Source organism: Pseudomonas gingeri (genome assembly GCF_013386165.1).
Taxonomy (GTDB): Bacteria; Pseudomonadota; Gammaproteobacteria; order Pseudomonadales; family Pseudomonadaceae; genus Aquipseudomonas; species Aquipseudomonas gingeri_C.
On the sequence record NZ_JACAOS010000001.1, the window covers coordinates 19393 to 36464 of the forward strand.

At 61.4% G+C, this 17072-nt stretch carries 16 protein-coding genes; 8 read left to right on the top strand and 8 right to left on the bottom strand.

Annotated elements, in window-relative coordinates:
* The first annotated feature begins 95 nt into the window (after positions 1-95).
* The gene (locus HX866_RS00080; protein WP_177093298.1) at positions 96-1409 is read left to right on the top strand and encodes an MFS transporter; all 1314 of its coding nucleotides are present in this window, start codon (positions 96-98) and stop codon (positions 1407-1409) included.
* Between the two features lie 25 nt (positions 1410-1434).
* Here HX866_RS00080 and HX866_RS00085 read toward each other — a convergent pair whose 3' ends face one another.
* From HX866_RS00085 to HX866_RS00095, 3 genes are read right to left on the bottom strand one after another with little or no spacing between them, the layout of a single operon-like run.
* Complete coding sequence (locus HX866_RS00085; protein WP_177137684.1) at positions 1435-2463, bottom strand: SIS domain-containing protein; 1029 nt, start codon at positions 2461-2463, stop codon at positions 1435-1437.
* A gap of 21 nt (positions 2464-2484) precedes the next feature.
* On the bottom strand, positions 2485-3489 hold the full coding sequence (locus tag HX866_RS00090) for an ROK family protein (RefSeq protein ID WP_177137686.1): 1005 nt from the start codon (positions 3487-3489) through the stop codon (positions 2485-2487).
* Positions 3467-4903, bottom strand: coding sequence for an APC family permease (locus HX866_RS00095; RefSeq protein ID WP_177104701.1), 1437 nt, complete (start codon positions 4901-4903; stop codon positions 3467-3469). Before HX866_RS00095 ends, HX866_RS00090 begins: the two co-directional genes overlap by 23 nt.
* Positions 4904-5109: 206 nt before the next feature.
* Here HX866_RS00095 and HX866_RS00100 point away from each other — a divergent pair, with 206 nt between their 5' ends.
* Positions 5110-6312, top strand: a complete 1203-nt coding sequence (locus HX866_RS00100) for an ROK family transcriptional regulator (RefSeq protein ID WP_177137688.1) — start codon at positions 5110-5112, stop codon at positions 6310-6312.
* Positions 6313-6360: 48 nt separating this feature from the next.
* Here HX866_RS00100 and HX866_RS00105 read toward each other — a convergent pair whose 3' ends face one another.
* Complete coding sequence (locus HX866_RS00105; protein ID WP_177093293.1) at positions 6361-6585, bottom strand: DUF6555 family protein; 225 nt, start codon at positions 6583-6585, stop codon at positions 6361-6363.
* Between the two features lie 189 nt (positions 6586-6774).
* Between HX866_RS00105 and HX866_RS00110 the strand changes: the two genes are divergently transcribed.
* On the top strand, positions 6775-8091 hold the full coding sequence (locus tag HX866_RS00110) for a methyl-accepting chemotaxis protein (RefSeq protein WP_177093292.1): 1317 nt from the start codon (positions 6775-6777) through the stop codon (positions 8089-8091).
* On the opposite strand, the gene HX866_RS00115 is transcribed toward HX866_RS00110, so the two are convergent.
* Positions 8051-8563 (bottom strand): RidA family protein, encoded by a 513-nt coding sequence (locus tag HX866_RS00115; protein ID WP_177104695.1) that lies wholly within the window; start codon positions 8561-8563, stop codon positions 8051-8053. The two genes, HX866_RS00110 and HX866_RS00115, sit on opposite strands and share 41 nt — an antisense overlap.
* 135 nt (positions 8564-8698) lie before the next feature.
* On the opposite strand from HX866_RS00115, the gene HX866_RS00120 reads away from it, so the two are divergent.
* From HX866_RS00120 to ddlA, 4 genes are all read left to right on the top strand, one after another.
* A complete protein-coding gene (locus HX866_RS00120) occupies positions 8699-10330 on the top strand; it encodes a sensor domain-containing diguanylate cyclase (protein WP_177125704.1) in 1632 nt (543 codons plus the stop codon).
* 74 nt (positions 10331-10404) lie between these two features.
* Entirely contained in the window at positions 10405-11274 is an 870-nt protein-coding gene (locus HX866_RS00125; protein WP_177125705.1) for a Dyp-type peroxidase, read from the top strand.
* Between the two features lie 296 nt (positions 11275-11570).
* Positions 11571-12023: a carboxypeptidase regulatory-like domain-containing protein gene (locus tag HX866_RS00130; protein WP_177093288.1), complete on the top strand. Its 453-nt coding sequence runs from the start codon at positions 11571-11573 to the stop codon at positions 12021-12023.
* Positions 12024-12176: 153 nt separating this feature from the next.
* Positions 12177-13271 (top strand): D-alanine--D-alanine ligase, encoded by a 1095-nt coding sequence (gene ddlA / locus HX866_RS00135; RefSeq protein WP_177137690.1) that lies wholly within the window; start codon positions 12177-12179, stop codon positions 13269-13271.
* A 47-nt stretch (positions 13272-13318) separates the two neighbouring features.
* Here ddlA and HX866_RS00140 read toward each other — a convergent pair whose 3' ends face one another.
* The 3 genes from HX866_RS00140 to HX866_RS00150 form a co-directional block, all read right to left on the bottom strand.
* Positions 13319-14275: a cation diffusion facilitator family transporter gene (locus HX866_RS00140; protein ID WP_177137691.1), complete on the bottom strand. Its 957-nt coding sequence runs from the start codon at positions 14273-14275 to the stop codon at positions 13319-13321.
* A 383-nt stretch (positions 14276-14658) separates the two neighbouring features.
* A complete protein-coding gene (locus HX866_RS00145) occupies positions 14659-15330 on the bottom strand; it encodes an ATPase (RefSeq protein WP_177137694.1) in 672 nt (223 codons plus the stop codon).
* Positions 15331-15513: 183 nt separating this feature from the next.
* Positions 15514-15906 carry a tautomerase family protein gene (locus HX866_RS00150; protein ID WP_177137696.1) on the bottom strand — a complete coding sequence of 131 codons (393 nt, stop codon included), beginning with the start codon at positions 15904-15906 and terminating at the stop codon, positions 15514-15516.
* Between the two features lie 123 nt (positions 15907-16029).
* Between HX866_RS00150 and HX866_RS00155 the strand changes: the two genes are divergently transcribed.
* Positions 16030-16923: a LysR family transcriptional regulator gene (locus HX866_RS00155; protein ID WP_218179609.1), complete on the top strand. Its 894-nt coding sequence runs from the start codon at positions 16030-16032 to the stop codon at positions 16921-16923.
* Positions 16924-17072 lie beyond the last annotated feature (149 nt).

Below are 17072 nucleotides of genomic sequence, written 5' to 3' on the forward strand. Positions count from 1 at the left end.
CCTATGCCCTTGGCAAACTCAGGTATCCTGCGATTTTTCGCAGCGGCTGCAGAACCGGCCGATGCTGTACCTGAATACATTGCCAGAGTGTTTTCATGACTGCCGATCACATTCCACACAGCCGTCGATTTGCCCGGTCCGACTACAAGACCCTGGGCCTGGCGGCATTGGGCGGTGCGCTGGAAATCTACGATTTCATCATTTTCATGTTTTTTGCGCTGACCCTCAGTGAGCTGTTCTTCCCCCCGCAAATGCCCGAATGGCTGCGCGTACTGCAAAGCTTCGGCATTTTTGTCACCGGTTATCTGGCGCGCCCGCTGGGCGGCATCCTGATGGCGCACTTCGCCGACCGCCTGGGGCGCAAGCGGGTCTTCAGCCTGAGCATCCTGATGATGGCCCTGCCGTGCCTGCTGATCGGGGTCATGCCGACGTATGCCCAGATCGGTTACTGGGCGCCCCTGCTGTTGTTGCTGCTGCGGGTATTGCAGGGCGCGGCGGTGGGAGGCGAGGTGCCGAGTGCCTGGGTCTTCGTCGCCGAGCACGCGCCGGCTGGTCACCGTGGTTACGCCTTGGGCGTCCTGCAGGCGGGGCTGACCTTCGGTTATCTGCTGGGCGCCTTGACCGCGACCGCCCTGGCGAGGATCTATAGCCCCGGCGAAATCCTCGATTTCGCCTGGCGCTTTCCCTTCCTGCTGGGCGGTGTGTTTGGCGTGATCGGCGTCTGGCTACGCCGCTGGCTCAGTGAGACGCCGGTGTTCATGGCCCTCCAGGCGCGGCGGGAAGAAGGCGAGACGGTGCCGCTGCAGGCGGTGTTGCGTAGTCATCGTCGGACGATTCTGCCGGCGATGCTGCTGACCTGTGTCCTGACCTCGGCGGTGGTGGTGCTGGTGGTGGTGACCCCGACCGTGATGCAGAAAACCTTCGGCATGAGTGCCAGCCACACGTTCGCCCTGAGCAGCCTGGGGATCGTGTTCCTGAACATTGGTTGTGTCCTGGCCGGGCGTTTGGTGGATCGCATCGGTGCCTGGCGCGCGGTGCTGTTCTATAGCGCCTTGCTGCCGCTCGGGATCGGCTTGCTCTACACCTGCCTGATCCAGGGGGCTGAATGGATTGGCCTGGCCTATGCCCTGGCAGGCCTGAGCTGCGGTGTCGTGGGGGCGGTTCCCTCGGTGATGGTGGCGTTGTTCCCGGCGCGGATCCGGGTCTCCGGCATTTCCTTTACCTACAACATTGCCTACGCCCTCTGGGCCAGCACCACACCGCTGTTGCTGATCGGTCTGATGCCCTGGAGCCCGTGGGTCAGTGTCGGCTATTGCGCGGTGATGGGGAGTGTCGGAGCCCTGACCGCGTTGTTTTTCGGCCTGCGCTCATCAGCAACAGCCAATGCCTCGTGCGTTTCCGACGCCTGAGCCTGTCCGTGTCGATTTTGCGCAGTCACCGCGTCTCGGTCACCTTCTTGAGAAACCGTGGCTGATCGGGATTGCGCCCACGCAGCACGGCCAGCTTGGCCGCCATCAGGTAAAAGCCCTGGATCATGCTGAACGGTTCCAGTAACGGATGGGCTGTCGCGACGCTGGTCAAGTTCGCGCCGGGCGTGCCCGGTGGTGCGACCAGCAAAACCTGGGCGCCGCGCCGGCGCATGTCCTCGGCGAATGCCAGGGTACCGGCCTGCTCAGGGCCAGACGGGGCGAAGAGCAGGACCGGGTAACCCGCCTCGATAATCTCCATCGGCCCGTGGCGGACCTCGGCGCTGGAAAAGGCTTCGGCCTGGATGCCCGAGGTTTCCTTGAGTTTCAGCGCCGCCTCCTGGGCGATGGGCAACGCCGGGCCGCGTCCGATCACCACCATCTTGTCCACCGACTGCAAGACCTCAAGGGCCAGCGACCAGTCCTCGTCGACCGCTTGCGTCAGGGCGGCGGGCAATGCCTGCAGGGCGACACCGAGGCCGTTGTCCTGCCCCAGCCTGGCGGCCAGTGCTGCCACGGTCTGCACCCCGGCCATCAACATGGCGACATAACTTTTGGTCGCGGCCACGCTTTGTTCCAGCCCGGCCGGCAGCAGCACCTCGGCGTCACTGGCGGCGGCCAGCGGCGACTCGGCGGTATTGACGAAGGCCGCCACGCGCGCGCCGCGCTGTTTCAGGTAGTTCACGCTGGCGATCAGGTCGGGGCTTTTGCCCGATTGCGACAGGGCGGCGACCCAACAGTGCTTCAGGCGCAGCGGCGGCTGTTGCAGGCTCACCAGCGACAGGGGAATCGACAGCCAGGGAATCCCGACCTGGCTCATCATGACGTAGCCGAAGTAGGCGGCCGCGTGATCCGAACTGCCACGGGCGACGCTGATGATCAGCTCCGGCGGTGCGGTGGCCAATTGCTCGGCCAGCGCCGCGATGGCACGGTCATCGTCGAGCATGCGTTGCACGACATCGGGTATCGACAGGGTTTCCTGGAGCATCAGTGACATAACTAAATACCTGGATGTCCGTCAGCCCTGCGGGCTGTCGGGTACACAAAGAAGATCGCCGGGAATGAAGCTCAGGCCGGCGGCGTCCATGGCCATGCTCAAGGCGCCCCACAGCGGCGCGTCATGGGTGAAGTGGGCGGCGACAATCTCCGGGGGGAAGGGCACCGCCTGGCCGATCAGTTGTTTCAGCGCCGGCGCCAGGGTCGAGGCCTGATGGAACAGCCCGCCACCGATGGCGATGCGCTCGACGTCGAGGGCCACGGCGAGGTTGCTGACCTGCACCGCCATGCCGGCGATACGCCGTTCCAGCACCTGGCGTACCGTCAGGTCACGGCTGGTAAACAAGTCCAGGGCCCGATGGCCCTGGCCGAGCATCTCCGTGGCCAGGCGGGTCAGCGCAGCGCCGGAGAAAAACTCCTCCAGTGGCGCGGCGCCTTGCGCGTGGGTCCGCCACAGTTCCGGGTACATCGGATCAAGAAAGGGCTCGAGCATGTAGCCGATTTCCATGGCCGCGCCGTTCTGGCCGCGTATCAGGCGGCCATTGGCGATGGCCGCCGCCGCCAACCCGGTGCCCAGGTTGAGGTAGATGGCGTTGTCGATTCCCACCAGCGCGCCCCAACGGGCTTCGGCCAGGGCGCCGGCCTTGACGTCGTTGTCGAGCAGCACGGCCTGGGTGCCCAGGCCTTCGCCCAACAGCGACGGCAGGTCGAGGTCTTCGAAGCCCGGGGTGTTCGGTGCCATCAGCAGGCTGCGACCGCGCACTACACCGGGGAACACCGCGGCCACACTGGCCACCCGCGAGCCACCGAAGTCAGCGACGCAAGCACGTGCCGCCGCAATGATGCGCTCGAGGGCCGGCACGCCACGGGCGCCGTCGGCATGGGTGGTCAGTCGGCGTGTGCGCAGATGCTGGCTGACCGGGTCGTAGCAGGCGATCTGGGTCTTGGTGCCGCCGACGTCGATCGCCAGCAGCACACCTTGGGTGGGCGCCGCAGCGCCCGGGTTATTCAGCGGTTCGTGCGTCATGGGTATCGCTTGTCTTGTTGAAGGGCCAGAGTTGTTGTACCCGCGCCCAGAACAGGTAGGCCACGCAGCCGGCTGCGACCCACACCAGCGACCACTGGATCGGATAGGCGCCAGGGGCGTTGTGGTTGGACGCCAGGTAAATGTAGACCCAGCCCAGCAGGGCGATCACCGCCGGTATCGGATACAGCCACATGGTGTAGGGACGGCTCAGGTGCGGCTTGGTCTTGCGCAGCACGAACAACGAAATGATCTGCGCCACCGACTGCACCAGGATCATCACCGTGGTCAGCAACTGGATCAGGGTGGTGAGGTCGGTCAGGCGACCGATCATGAAACCGCCGGAGGTCAGCACGCCCATGCTCAGGATGCCGTAGACCGGAAAGTCGTGCTTGGGATGGGTGACGCTGAAGGCATTGAAGAATACCTTGTCCTTCGCCGCTTCGAATGGCACCCGCGAACCCCCGAGCAGGCCGGCGAACACCGAGGCCACGGCGGTGATCAGGATCAGCACGGTGACCACGGCGGCGGCGGTGTCGCCCCAGGTTTCACTCAGCAGCACCGAAGCCACGGAGTTATAGGCCGCCGACTTCTGGTCGAGCATGCGGTGCCAGTCCACCACGCCGAGCACCCCGACCTGCATCAACAGGTAGACCACCAGCATGCCGAGCACCGACCAGATGATCGACTTGGGAATCACCCGACCCGGTTGTTCGACTTCCCCCGCCAGGTAGGCCGAGGTGTTGTAGCCCAGGTAGTCGTAGATGCCGATGGTCAGGCCGCCGGCCATGCCGAGCCAGAAGCTGCTGTCGCCCAGGTTGAAGGCTCCTTCGGGAAAGCTGAAGGCCAGTTCCGGATGAAAGTGCGAAAAGGCCGCGGCGATCAGCGCCGCGATGCTCGCCAGCATGATCACCCAGAGCACGATGCTCAGGCGGGCGATGGACTCGATCTTGCGCCAGAGCAGCACAATGATCAGCCAGATCAGCACCAGGCCGATGAGGTTGCCGGTGGTCTGGCTCATGTCCGGCCAGAACCAGGTCAGGTACTGCACGAAGCCGATGATCCCGGTGGACATGATCAGCGGGATAAACAGCATCGCGGTCCACACGAACAGGAACGGCAGCAGCTTGCCGGTACGCTTGCCAAAGGCTTCACGCAGGTAGACGTAGGTACCGCCGGCACCGGGCAGCGAGGCGCCGAGCTCGGCCCAGACCAGGCCGTCGCACAGGGCCAGCAGCGCACCGAGGATCCAGCCCAGGTAAGCCTGCGGGCCGCCCATGATGACGATCATGGTGGGAATGGTGATGAATGGGCCGACGCCGCACATCTGGCTCATGTTGATGGCCGTGGCGGGAAACAGGCCGATCTTGCGTTTGCTGCCGGACGCGCTCTGTCCGGGGGGATTGGAGGTGCTCATGGTGTGACGTCCTCTTGCGTGAGTGACCGAAGGTGGCGGGCAGGTAGCGAAGGTGCTGCGTGCCGGCGACGCCTTGCATCGACTCGGTATCGTTATTGTTATGGGTTCCGGGCGCCTGGGACCGCGGCGACCTGACGAATAGAAAAGCACGTCATGAGTATTAATTCAACTTGATTTAATTAATTGGCAGCACCGATCATTCACCGATGAAAAGTCTCCAGAACACCCGCACGGTGACCACCGGCACCAACGCTGAACACGCCCGCCTGCATAACCGCCGGGTGATCCTCGAAGCCATTCGCCTGGGCGGCCGCCTGACCCGGGCCGACCTGACGCGGCTGACGTCGCTGACGGCGCAGACGGTGTCGAACATCGTCACCGAGTTGCAGGAGGAGGGGATGCTGCTGGTGCATGCGGCCGAGAAAATCGGTCGCGGCCAGCCGCCAGTGCCATTGTCGATCAACCCCGAGGGCGGTTATTCCATCGGTTTTCACGTGGCGCAGCACTCGATCATCGGCGTGATGCTCGACCTGTTGGGTAACACCCGCGCCCAGGTCACCCTGGCGGTGAACTACCCCGGCTTCGAGGAGGCGTTACCGCTGATCCTTGAAACGGTCAAGGCGTTCCGCGAGCAGCTGCCCCACGGTCGCTTTCTCGGCGTCGGCGTGGCCTTGCCGGGGCCTTTCAGTGTCGAGGGCATGACGGCGGTGGGGCCGACGGCGATGTCCGGTTGGGACGAGCCCGATATCGCCCTGCGCCTGCAGCAAGCCGTGGGCCTTCCGGTTCTTCTGGAAAACGACGCCACGGCGGCGACCATGGGCGAGCGACTGCACGGGATTGCCAGCGACCTGCAAGACTTCATCCACCTGTTTATCGGCAGCGGCCTGGGCGCCGGCTTGTACCTGGGTAATCGCCTGTATTCCGGGCACTGGCACAACGCCGGGGAAATCGGCCACATGACCGTGGTGCCCGGCGGCAAGGTCTGTCATTGCGGCAACCATGGTTGCCTGGAGCGTTACATTTCCATCGCCGCCTTGCTCGAGCATCTGGGGCAGGGCGCCGACCAGGACATCAGCGCCTGGGACATGAGCGAGCCGCGCTTTGCCGCCGGTGTCCAGGCCTGGCTCGACGAAGCGGTGCCGGCCTTGCGCCAGGCGATCAACATCCTCGAGTCGCTGCTCGATCCGCAGACCATCCTCATCAGTGGTTTTTTACCGCCCGCGATCCTGGGTCGGCTGGTGGACAGCCTGGAACCCTTGAGCCGCTCCATCAGCCGTCGTCGCGACCGCGAGTACCCGCGACTGCAACTCGGCACCGCCGGCCACGACGCGGTGGCGCTGGGGGCGGCGGCGTTGATGATCCTGGCGGAAATCAGCCCGGATTATGAGGCGTTGCTCAAGCCGGAATAAGCGCGTGGCCAGGGGCAATGCGCCGCCTGGCCACTCATTGGAACGGCTTCAGGCCTGGCGCCAGCTCACCGTGTCGATACCGAATTTCTCGGCCATGGGCTTGCTGGTTTTCTTCACCCGTTCTCGACCGAACTTGCCGATACGGCCCACGCCGGCATCACAACTTGCCCAGTGCCAGGCCTCGGCATTGTCCATGTGCTCCGAGCGAATCACGAAGGACTTGGGAATGCCATGAAGGGTGTAGTCGATAACAAAAAGCTTTGCCGTGTTCATAAACCTGAGAATCCTCCCTGGGATGCTTCCTTGTCGTTCTAAAGTGATCCCTGGGCGCGAGAAAAATTCAGTCGAATTGTCAGTCGGCGGCTCGCTGGAAATAACCCGGAATCTTCCTTCAGAAAAAACCACCCGAGCCGATGCCAATGACTGACTACCCGCGCTTTCATTTGCCCATCGGTGCCTTCCATGTTTAACAAACGCTTGAAGCAGGAGCTGTCGGCTCTTCGCGAAGAACTCTCCAGCCTTCAGCAAGTCAAGGACAGCCTTGAGATGGAAATGCTCGTGCTGACCCTGGATCCCGATGGTCGCATTGAATTTGCCAATCAGAACTTCAGCGATGAAATGCTCTATCCAAGCGGTTCGCTGGTGGGGCGCCGCCTTGAAGAATTCGTACCGGACTACCTCAAACATTCGGATTTTCACCAGCGCTTCAAGAACGCACTGACCCGTGGCGAGCATTTCTGCGGTGCGGTGCGCTTGTTGCGCGGTAACGGTCAGGAAGCCTGGCTGCGCTCGATCCTGCAGCCGATTCGTGATTCCCAGGGGCGTATCCAGCACTTCTCGATCTATTCCAGCGACCTGACCCGTACGATCGAAGCGTCCCGCGAGCACGAGAACCTGATCGGCGCGCTGTTACGTTCCACCGCGGTGATCGAGTTCAACCTGGCCGGTGAAGTCATTACCGCCAACGACCGTTTCCTCAATGGCCTGGGTTACAACCTGGCGCAGATCCAGGGCAAGCATCACCGCATGTTCTGCGAGCCGGCGGAATACAACAGCGCTGAATACCAGGCGTTCTGGAAGCGCCTGAATGCCGGTGAGTTCGTCGCCGGCCGCTTCAAGCGGGTCGACAGCCGTGGTCGCGAGGTCTGGTTGGAAGCGTCTTATAACCCGGTACTCGATGCCAACGAAAAGCTCTACAAAGTGGTCAAGTTCGCCACCGTGATCACCGACCAGGTGAGCCGGGAGAAGGCCGTGGCCGAGGCCGCGAACATTGCCTACAGCACCTCGTTGCAGACTGACAGCACCGCCCAGCGCGGGACCACCGTGGTGACCCAGGCCGTGGAAGTGATGCGCGACCTGGCGGCACACATGCAGACCGCCAGTGACGGCATCGAAGCCTTGAATGCTCAGTCCCAGGTGATCGGTACCATCGTCAAGACCATCAGTGGTATTGCCGAGCAGACCAACCTGCTGGCGCTCAACGCGGCCATCGAGGCGGCGCGCGCGGGCGAACAAGGTCGCGGGTTTGCGGTGGTGGCGGACGAAGTGCGGCAGTTGGCGTCGCGTACCAGCCAGGCCACCGACGAGATCGTCGGCGTGGTGCGGCAGAACCAGGACATGGCGCGCGATGCCGTGTCGCTGATGAACAGCGGCAAGACCCAGGCCGAGGAAGGTCTTGCGCTGGCGGCGGAGGCCGGTACGGTGATCGTCGAGATCCAGGACGGCGCGCAGAAGGTGGTCAATGCGGTCGGGCAGTTTGCCAACCAGCTGACTCATTGAGCGCCACCACCATATCCACCTCGACCGAGGCGTTTTTCGGCAGTTGGTAGACCCCGACCGAGGTGCGTGTATGCACCCCGGCTTCGCCGAACACCGAATACAGCACTTCGGACGCCCCGTCGGCGACTTCACTCTGTTGCGTGAAGTCCGCCGCGCTCTGCACATAGACATTGATGCGCAAGACTTTCCTGATCCGTCCCAAGTCGCCATCGAACATCTGTCGCAAAATCGCCAGGGCGCGCATAGTACTGATCTGCGCGCCGTGCCGTGCCCGTTCCAGTGTGGTTTCAGCGCCGACTCGGCCTGTCACCATCACGGTATTCTCGACACGCGGAATTTGCCCGCTGACATACACTTCAAGATCGTTCTGCACCGCCGGCACATAGTTGCCGCCGATCTTCATTTCACCGTCGAAGCTATAGCCGAGCTCCTGGGCGATGGCTTCGAATGAGGCGTTTCGGGTGTCTGACATGGTCCAGTTCCTGATCAGAGAAGTTCAGTGCGTAATGGCCAGGCGCGATCCGGCCTGGGCAAGGCTTGGCGCTGGTATTTGCGCAGCGTTGGGGAAAATAGCGAAAAGTGCAATCTCGTCGGTTACACTTCGATAATGTCAAAAAAACATCATGCAGCGTTGATCTTCGCCCGAATCTACCACAGCGTATTGACCCGGCTGCTGGTGTTGGCGCTGTGCATTGTGGTTTCTGGCGCTATCGTGCGTTATTACGTCTTGACCCACTTCCTGCGCGAGGATCTGAGCAGCGTCGTGGAAGGCCAGCAACTGGCGCTGGCGACTTATGTCGCGCACGATGTCGATAGCAAGATTGTTCGGCGCAGGCTCTTGATCGAGCGCCTCGCGGCCAGCGTGCCCCTCGACTTGCTGGCACGGCCTGAACAACTGCGGGACTGGCTGAAAGATCGCTCGCCCTACCAGACCTTGCTCTCGATTGATGTCTTTATCGTCGACGCCAGTGGCAAGCGGGTGGCGGGCTACCCCGATCAAGGGGCGGCATCCGAGACCGATTATGCGGGCCGTGATTACATCCAAGCCGGGTTGGCCGGTAAGTCCTTTGTCGGCCAACCGATCGAGAGTGGGGTAAACGCAGAGCCGGTGCTACCGATCTCCGCGCCGGTCAGCAATGCCGAGGGCAAGGTACAGGGCGTTCTTGTCGGCATGATGTCGCTCTCGGCTCCCGGGTTTCTGGATTCCTTGTTGCAGAGCCGTGGGGGAACGAGCACCGGCGAGTTCCAGCTGATTTTTCCGCAGAGCCGCTTGCAGATCGAATCCTCGCCGCAGGGGATCGGCTTCAAGTCGATCTCGCCTCCCGGCCTCAATGTCTTGCAGGACCGGGCCATGGCGGGTTTTCGTGGTACCGGGATAACGGTCGGCATCGATGGCAAGGAAGAGGTCCGCGCCATGGCCTCCGTGCCTAGCACGGGCTGGTTCATTGTCGCCAGCCTGCCGGGTCACGAGGCGTTTTCAACCGTTGAGCGAACCCAGGGTTTCTTGATCAGAGGTGCGCTCTCCTCGATTTTCCTGTTCGGCATTATCTGCTCCATCGTGCTGTATTTTGTCTTTCGCCCGCTGTTCCATGCTGCCGCGCAGGCGGACTGCATGACCCGTGACGAACTGCCCCATGCGCCCTTGCCGGTGGTACGCAACGATGAAGTCGGCCACTTGATCTCCGCGTTCAATCGCTTGTTGTTCAAGCTCAACGAGAAACGCGCGGAACTGGAGAAGATCGCTCATCACGACACGCTGACCGGCTTGCCCAACCGCCATCACCTCTCTGGCCGTCTGCGCCAGGTGTTGGCCCAGGCCCAGCGAAAAGGGACGCAGGTCGGCTTGTTGTTCATGGACCTCGATGGCTTCAAACGGATCAATGACACCCTCGGGCACGATGCCGGTGATGAGGTGTTGCGTCAGGTGGCCAAGCGCTTTGGTGCGGTGGTACGGCTGAGCGATACCCTGGCGCGTATCGGTGGTGATGAGTTCGTCATCCTGCTGAGCGATCTTGGGGCCGACTCCGAAGAAACCGTGAGTACCGTGGCCACCAAGTGTATCGCGGCGCTGAGTACGCCTTTTCTCATTGCCGGTACGGTTTGCCGGGTGGGGGTCTCGATCGGTATTGCCCTGGGCAGTGGTGAAAGTTCCGCCGATGCACTGCTGCTGACCGCGGACCGGGTCATGTACCAGGCCAAGAAAACCGGGCGTGGTCGTTACATGACCCACAGGCTTTGACGGTGCTCTCGGTTCGGTCGCAAGCGTAGCGGGCGCAACAAAGGTAAACTCCGCGCTTTCCTGAAGGAGTTCCCATGAGTCACTACCAGCCCGGCATCCTTGCCAAGCCTGTGCCCTTGCAGGCACGCCACCTGTTTTTTGCCCTTGAATCCGCCGAAGCATTGCCGGCTGCACTCGACAATCTTGCCCGGCTGGTTGACGTAAAGCACACCGTGGTCGGTTTTGGCGAGTCGCTGGTGCAGGCGCTGGGTGGTCATGTCGAGGGGCTGCGGGCCTTTCCCGGCATCACTGGGGCGGGTGTGGATAACCCGTCGACCCAGCATGCCCTGTGGTGCTGGTTGCATGGCGAAGACCGTGGCGAGTTGCTGCACCGCAGTCGTGCGCTGGAGCAGGCGTTGGCACCGGCGCTGAAGCGGGTGCAGATGACCGAGGCCTTCCGGCACAAGAGCGGCCACGACCTGACCGGTTATGAAGACGGCACCGAGAACCCGGTGGACGAAGCCGCGGTCGAGGCCGGGATCGCCGCGGACGGTGGCAGCTTTGCCGCGATCCAGCAGTGGCAGCATGACCTGGATGGTTTCGCCGCGCTGCCTGCCCACGAGCAGGACAACATCATGGGGCGGCGCAAGAGTGACAATGAGGAGCTGGACGACGCGCCGGAGTCCGCCCACGTCAAACGCACCGCCCAGGAGAGCTTCGCTCCGGAGGCCTTCGTGGTCCGCCGCTCGATGCCCTGGGCGAACGAGCAGGGCGCCGGCCTGATGTTTCTGGCGTTCGGTCATTCCTTCGACGCCTTCGAGGCGCAACTGCGGCGTATGAGCGGTTTGGACGATGGCATCGTCGACGGCTTGTATCGCTTCAGCCGGCCGATTACCGGTGGTTATTACTGGTGCCCGCCGTTGCGCGAAGGGCGCCTGGACCTGAGTGTGCTCGGCGCCGCTTGAGTCCCCCGTTGGCCTGACCTACGCCCGATGTCGTCCATCGGGCGTGTTCATGGGCAGGTCTGGAAACCGCCAGTCCTATCCGCTCCTCTTCTGACTTGATATTGATCTAAGCGCGCTGTGGGTCAGCACTAGACTTAAAGGTGCAGTCGCTGCGAAGTGAAGTGAAATCAACCCCCGCTCATCCGCGCAGCTCGCTCGCCATCCAGAGACCCGCACCCGACTGTCGAATGAAACCGGGCGACAGCCCAGCGTGAACGATGAGACTCGGGCTCCACCGGAGCCAGGGAGTGTTCATCATGATCTCCGTTCGTGTTCTTTTGTTCTGTACCTTGCCAGGCCTTGTGCTGTTGGGCGTGTCGCCGACGGTTCGGGCGACGGGTGAGAGTGAACCGATCAACCAGGAGGCGGTGCAGTTATCGCCTCAAACCCAGAACGGCGTGCCTTACCTGACCGGTGGTATCGGTCAGGATGAGACTCAGGCATTGCTGCATACCCACGGTTACAACCTGCATATCGTTTCGGTCATCGGGCCCAAGGGTGAGTACATGCCCGATGTGGACATCACGATCCAAAAGGCCGGTGGAGAGTCGGTGCTGTCGCTGACTCAGGTCGGGCCGATGGTCTACGTCAAACTGCCAGCGGGCAAATACGAGATTGTCAGCCGTCTTAATGGCCGCGAGGACCGGCAGAGCGTTGTTCTGAATGGCAAGGCCGGCCAGACGGTGGATGTGCGTTGGCGAGACGAATAATGAGGGGCCAGCAGGAGCCGGCTTGCCGGCTCCTGCAAGGAAGCCGCGTGCAAAAATCACAAATCAGGGGATGCCAAATCAGCGCCTTGCGAATAGTCTGCGCACAACAAAGGGAATCCCCCTGAAACACAGATTTGGAAACGAGGTCGGAAGATGGGCAAGTTGCGAGTCGGGATTATTTTCGGTGGGCTGGGCGCCGAGCACGAGGTGTCGCTGCAATCGGCGCGCAATGTGGTCGATGCACTGGATCGTGAGCGTTTCGAACCGATCCTGATCGGTATCGACAAGCAGGGCCACTGGCACCTCAACGACAGCTCCAACTACCTGATCAATGCCGAAAACCCGGCGCTTATCGCCTTGAACCAATCCAATCGCGAACTGGCGGTGGTCCCCGGCAAGTCCAGCCAGCAGTTGGTGGACACCAGCAACCAGGCGTTGCTGGAGCAGGTCGATGTGATCTTCCCCATCGTCCACGGCACCCTTGGCGAAGACGGTTGCCTGCAAGGCTTGTTGCGCATGACCGACCTGCCTTTTGTCGGCTCCGATGTGCTCGGCTCGGCGGTGTGCATGGACAAGGACGTGAGCAAGCGCCTGCTGCGTGATGCCGGGCTGGCGGTGACACCCTTTATCACCGTGAACCGTGTCACCGCCGCGCGGCTCGGCTTCGAGGCCGCCCAGGCGAAGCTGGGCTTGCCGATGTTCATCAAACCAGCGAACCAGGGTTCGTCGGTGGGCGTGAGCAAGGTGGAGACCGCCGAGGAGTACCTGACAGCCTTGGCCCTGGCACTGAGTTTCGACGAAAAGGTCCTGATCGAGTCGGCGGTCAGCGGACGGGAGATCGAGTGCGCGATCCTTGGCAACGACCAGCCGATTGCCAGCGGTTGTGGCGAGATCGTCGTGCGCAGCGGCTTCTACTCCTACGACAGCAAATACATTGACGAGCAGGCCGCCGAAGTCGTGGTGCCGGCGGCAATCAGCGAAGAGGACAGTGAGCGGATTCGCGCCAACGCCATCGAGGCTTTCCAGGTCCTGGGGTGTGCCGGGTTGGCGCGGGTCGATGTGTTTCTGACCGCTGACGGTGAAGTGCTGATCAACGAGGTCAACTCGCTGCCCGGTTTTACCCGCATCAGCATGTACCCCAAGCTCTGGCAGGCTGCCGGGATGAGCTACAGCGAGCTGGTGAGTCGCCTGATCGAACTGGCGCTGGAGCGGCACGAGACGCGCAAGAGTTTGAAGAACAGTCGTTAAAAGGCCCGAAGCCGCGTCGAGTGCTTCAGGCCTTGGGAGCCCTGGTTTCAGGCTCCGGATCGGGAGGGGGCGAGATGGTCCAGGTCCGGCCGATGCCAGGGGTCAATGTGGGTCATCAGGTTCAGGACCCGATGGCGCAGCATGACATTTTCACGGGCGGCCACGGCAATCGCATGACCCTCTTCAACGGACATCGAAGCCTCCACTTCGATGTGCGCATCAACCGTGAGCATGTCGCCCATTTTTCGTGTGCGCACATCGTGCACGCCCTTGATGCCGGGGGTGTCCAATAGCGTGGTGCGAATGGAGGCCACTTCTTCTTCATCGGCGGCGCTGTCCATCAGGTCATTCAAGGCGTTCCAGCCGAACGACCAGCCCATCCTGGCAATCATGCCGCCGACCACCAGTGCGGCAATCGGGTCGAGAATCGGATAGCCGACCAGGTTGCCGACAATACCGACCCCGACTACCAGCGACGAGGCTGCATCCGAGCGGGCATGCCAGGCATTGGCAATCAACAGGCTCGACTTCACCTTCTTCGCCACGGCCAGCATGTAGCGGAACAGCAGCTCCTTGGTCAGCAGCGCGGCGCCCGCCACCCAGAGTGCGGTGATATGGACCTTCTGGATGGATTCCGGGGTTTGCAGCTTGAGCACGGCCGAACCGATCATGCCGATGCCCACGGCCAGCAGCAGTAACCCGAGGATCATCGACGCCGCGGTTTCAAAGCGCAGGTGCCCATAGGGATGGCCTTCATCGGCGTCCTGTTTGCTTTTATGGCCAGCGAACAGCACCACAAAGTCAGCAATCAAGTCCGACAGGGAATGAATACCGTCGGCGATCAGGCCTTGGGATTTCGACAGGATGCCGACGAGGATTTGAATGCACGACAGCGCCAGATTGACGGCCACACTGACCCAGGTGCAACGGGACGCCGCTGCTGCACGTTCGGCAGGACTGTAGCGTTCGTCCTCGTGTTCATCGGAGAACTTTTCAGCGTTCATCAGACACGTCTTCCACTATTTGCACATGACTTTCGGCACGCGGCATTCAAGGCTTGCCGGCTAACTAAGTGCCGGGGTTCAGGTGATTGGCAATCATTGGCGTTCGCCTTGAAACAGGCGTGTTCAAGGAATAAAGCATACTGAAAAGTTGCAGGGGATACACAGGCTATTTAAATAATCGGGGCGATTGAAAATTTGTTTCAACTCACTATTGTTCATATTCACAAATGCGAATCTTAATGTTTTCTCGTGTCGTGTTTGAAGTCATTTGCGCTGACTTCAATATCTTATGACGTGCTGTTGGCGGCTGATGTTCCGCGAGTGTCAGAGGGAGGGGAAAAAGAACAGGGGAGCTTGGCTCCCCTGAGGATGTGCGGCAAAAATCAGTTGGTGGCGACCCGGTCGGTTTCACCCGAGGTGACCAGTGCTTTGAGCGAGGTATCGAACTGCTTCAAGGCATCGACCTGCAACTCGCGTTGCTGGTTGATTTGCGCGGCAATCTCAGGCGCGGCCTTGCCGTGGACCCAGATCGAAGGCAGCTCCTTGCCACCGAAGCCTTCGGCCTTGCCGATATATTGCAGGTTCGAGTCGTAGAACGTTGCGACGAAACTCGCTTCGAACTGGTTGTTGCGTTTGGTCACCAGGCGGCTGTAGGTGTCGAGCATCACCACCACATCAGGACGGGCCTTTACCAGTGCATCAAGGTTGTCGTAGACGGTCACCGAGGCGAAGTGTTGCTGTAGCGAACCCATCAGCCAGTCAATGGCCAACTTCGGATCGGAGCTGTTGACGAAGGCGTCACTGATACGAGGGTCCAGCGCCGCATTCTTCGCGCCGCTCAACGCGACGCTGTGGTAGCGCTCAAGGTACTGGAGTGTACCGACGGTGTTTTCACTGTAGAGCACGCCCACTGATTGGCTGTGTTTCAGGCTGGCGGCGCTGTCGGCCACCGGCAGGAAATGGCAGGACTGATCGCCGGCTGCATAGGCAGGGGCAGTGGCGACGAAACCGCCGGTCAATACGGCGACAAGAGCCAGCAAGGTAGAAATTCTCATCGCGCGTTTTCCTTCTGAAGTCGGTTTGGCATGACGCTATCCTCCTCCTTTGACAGAAAAACAGAACTTGCATTCCTTGATGGTTACTATCAATTGAACGAATGATAGGCGCCCGTGCCTTGTAGTGTAGCCGCCAAAGTGGCGCCGTATTGAGTGCGCCACCCCAATATTTAAAATGTCATCTCATTCCGTCGGCGCGTACTGCATCTCCCCATTGCCGAACGACCAGTCCTCCCGTTTTACATCGACCAGACTGATCCAGATGTCCTCTTTGCGCAGCCCGGTCCGGGTATGAATACCCTCGGCGATTGCCTGGTAGAAGGCCTTTTTGACCTCAACCGTGCGTCCGGCATTCCAGGTGACCTGAATAAAGACGATGTTCGGCGTGTAGGTGATGCCGAGGTAACCGGCGGCGGGGTAGACCAGTTCATCCCGGGCATGGCGATTGATGATCTGAAATTTGTCGTGTTCGGGGACATTGGCCGTACTGACCATGGCCTGGTAAACCACATCGCTGATGGTGGCGACGGTTTCAGGGGCGGTGTCTGCAGCCACGTCGATTCTGACTAAAGGCATGGGGCGATCCTTTTGGGGCGGTGAGGGAAACGGCCAGACGTTCAACGGCACGTGCCATGAAGCTAAGCTCGAAATCTAGATTCATCAAGCGCATAATTTTTAAAATTATCATGAGTAATCAGCATGCTATTCGAGGACCTCAAAGCCTTTGCCGCCGTGGTCGAGTGCGCTTCCCTGACCCGGGCCGCCGAGACCCTTTGCCTGACGCAGTCTGCGGTGTCGCGGCGGATTCAGCACCTGGAGCAGTCTCTGGGCGTCACGCTGTTCGACCGGACCAGCCGACCACCGGTCCCGACCGCCATGGGCCAGCGGATTTACCGGCATGCGTCGGGATTACTGAGGGAGGCGGATTGCCTGTTGAGTATCGCTCGGGAAGACGCGGGACCCAGCGGCAGGTTCCGCGTGGGGTTCACCCAGGTCGTCGCCGACGCGGTGGTGTTCGAGATGGTGACGGCGATGAAGCGCGCCTTCCCAAACCTGGAAATGCAGTTGGTCACTGGCTGGAGCTCCGAGCTCGAGCAACTGATGGCTCGTGGTGAACTGGACGCGGCGACGCTTATGCAGCCGGCTCCGAGTAGCCTGCCGCAAGGGATGAGTGGCCAGAAAATCACCACCCTCGAGATCCTCGTGGTTCAGAGTAAACAGCACCCTATCGTGGACGCTTCGACCCACATAAATAACCTGTGCGGTCAGGAGTGGATCCTCAATCCGGTGGGCTGCGGTTACCGGGCGGCGCTGGAGGCTGCCATGGGTGGGCAAGGACGACGACTTAAGCTCGGCGTGGACACCCACGGCGCGGCGATCCAGATGCGGATGATCGCCGCCGGCCTGGGGCTTGGGTTGATTCCTCGGCATCTTCTGCAAGCCAGCCCGTATGTCGACGAACTCTCGGTCATCAGCCTGGATGACTTTTCGCTCAATATGGATATCTGGATCGTTCACTCGAGCCAACCCGGCAATCTGAAACAGGCCAATGAGCTGCTTCGTCGAAGCGTCGAGGTTGGTTTTCCCCTTTGAGGGAGGGGCTGGCAGTACCGTCCTGGCTCTCGACGGCATGGCCTCGGTAGCGCCGTCGTCCGTCCGGTAAATGCCTATTGTGTTGTACGATGACTGACGATATGGTCGGCAACGAGAACGGTCCAGGCGCTGCACGGGTCCCCAGGTGT

What these genes read in the sequence shown, in the direction of transcription:
- HX866_RS00120 (WP_177125704.1), top strand. Translation starts at nt 8,699, where the DNA reads ATGTCAAAAAAACATCATGCAGCGTTGATCTTCGCCCGAATCTACCAC.
- HX866_RS00145 (WP_177137694.1), bottom strand. Translation starts at nt 15,330, where the DNA reads ATGAGAATTTCTACCTTGCTGGCTCTTGTCGCCGTATTGACCGGCGGT.
- HX866_RS00130 (WP_177093288.1), top strand. Translation starts at nt 11,571, where the DNA reads ATGATCTCCGTTCGTGTTCTTTTGTTCTGTACCTTGCCAGGCCTTGTG.
- HX866_RS00110 (WP_177093292.1), top strand. Translation starts at nt 6,775, where the DNA reads ATGTTTAACAAACGCTTGAAGCAGGAGCTGTCGGCTCTTCGCGAAGAA.
- HX866_RS00100 (WP_177137688.1), top strand. Translation starts at nt 5,110, where the DNA reads ATGAAAAGTCTCCAGAACACCCGCACGGTGACCACCGGCACCAACGCT.
- HX866_RS00140 (WP_177137691.1), bottom strand. Translation starts at nt 14,275, where the DNA reads ATGAACGCTGAAAAGTTCTCCGATGAACACGAGGACGAACGCTACAGT.
- HX866_RS00095 (WP_177104701.1), bottom strand. Translation starts at nt 4,903, where the DNA reads ATGAGCACCTCCAATCCCCCCGGACAGAGCGCGTCCGGCAGCAAACGC.
- HX866_RS00150 (WP_177137696.1), bottom strand. Translation starts at nt 15,906, where the DNA reads ATGCCTTTAGTCAGAATCGACGTGGCTGCAGACACCGCCCCTGAAACC.
- HX866_RS00155 (WP_218179609.1), top strand. Translation starts at nt 16,030, where the DNA reads ATGCTATTCGAGGACCTCAAAGCCTTTGCCGCCGTGGTCGAGTGCGCT.
- HX866_RS00125 (WP_177125705.1), top strand. Translation starts at nt 10,405, where the DNA reads ATGAGTCACTACCAGCCCGGCATCCTTGCCAAGCCTGTGCCCTTGCAG.
- HX866_RS00115 (WP_177104695.1), bottom strand. Translation starts at nt 8,563, where the DNA reads ATGTCAGACACCCGAAACGCCTCATTCGAAGCCATCGCCCAGGAGCTC.
- HX866_RS00105 (WP_177093293.1), bottom strand. Translation starts at nt 6,585, where the DNA reads ATGAACACGGCAAAGCTTTTTGTTATCGACTACACCCTTCATGGCATT.
- HX866_RS00085 (WP_177137684.1), bottom strand. Translation starts at nt 2,463, where the DNA reads ATGTCACTGATGCTCCAGGAAACCCTGTCGATACCCGATGTCGTGCAA.
- HX866_RS00080 (WP_177093298.1), top strand. Translation starts at nt 96, where the DNA reads ATGACTGCCGATCACATTCCACACAGCCGTCGATTTGCCCGGTCCGAC.
- ddlA (WP_177137690.1), top strand. Translation starts at nt 12,177, where the DNA reads ATGGGCAAGTTGCGAGTCGGGATTATTTTCGGTGGGCTGGGCGCCGAG.
- HX866_RS00090 (WP_177137686.1), bottom strand. Translation starts at nt 3,489, where the DNA reads ATGACGCACGAACCGCTGAATAACCCGGGCGCTGCGGCGCCCACCCAA.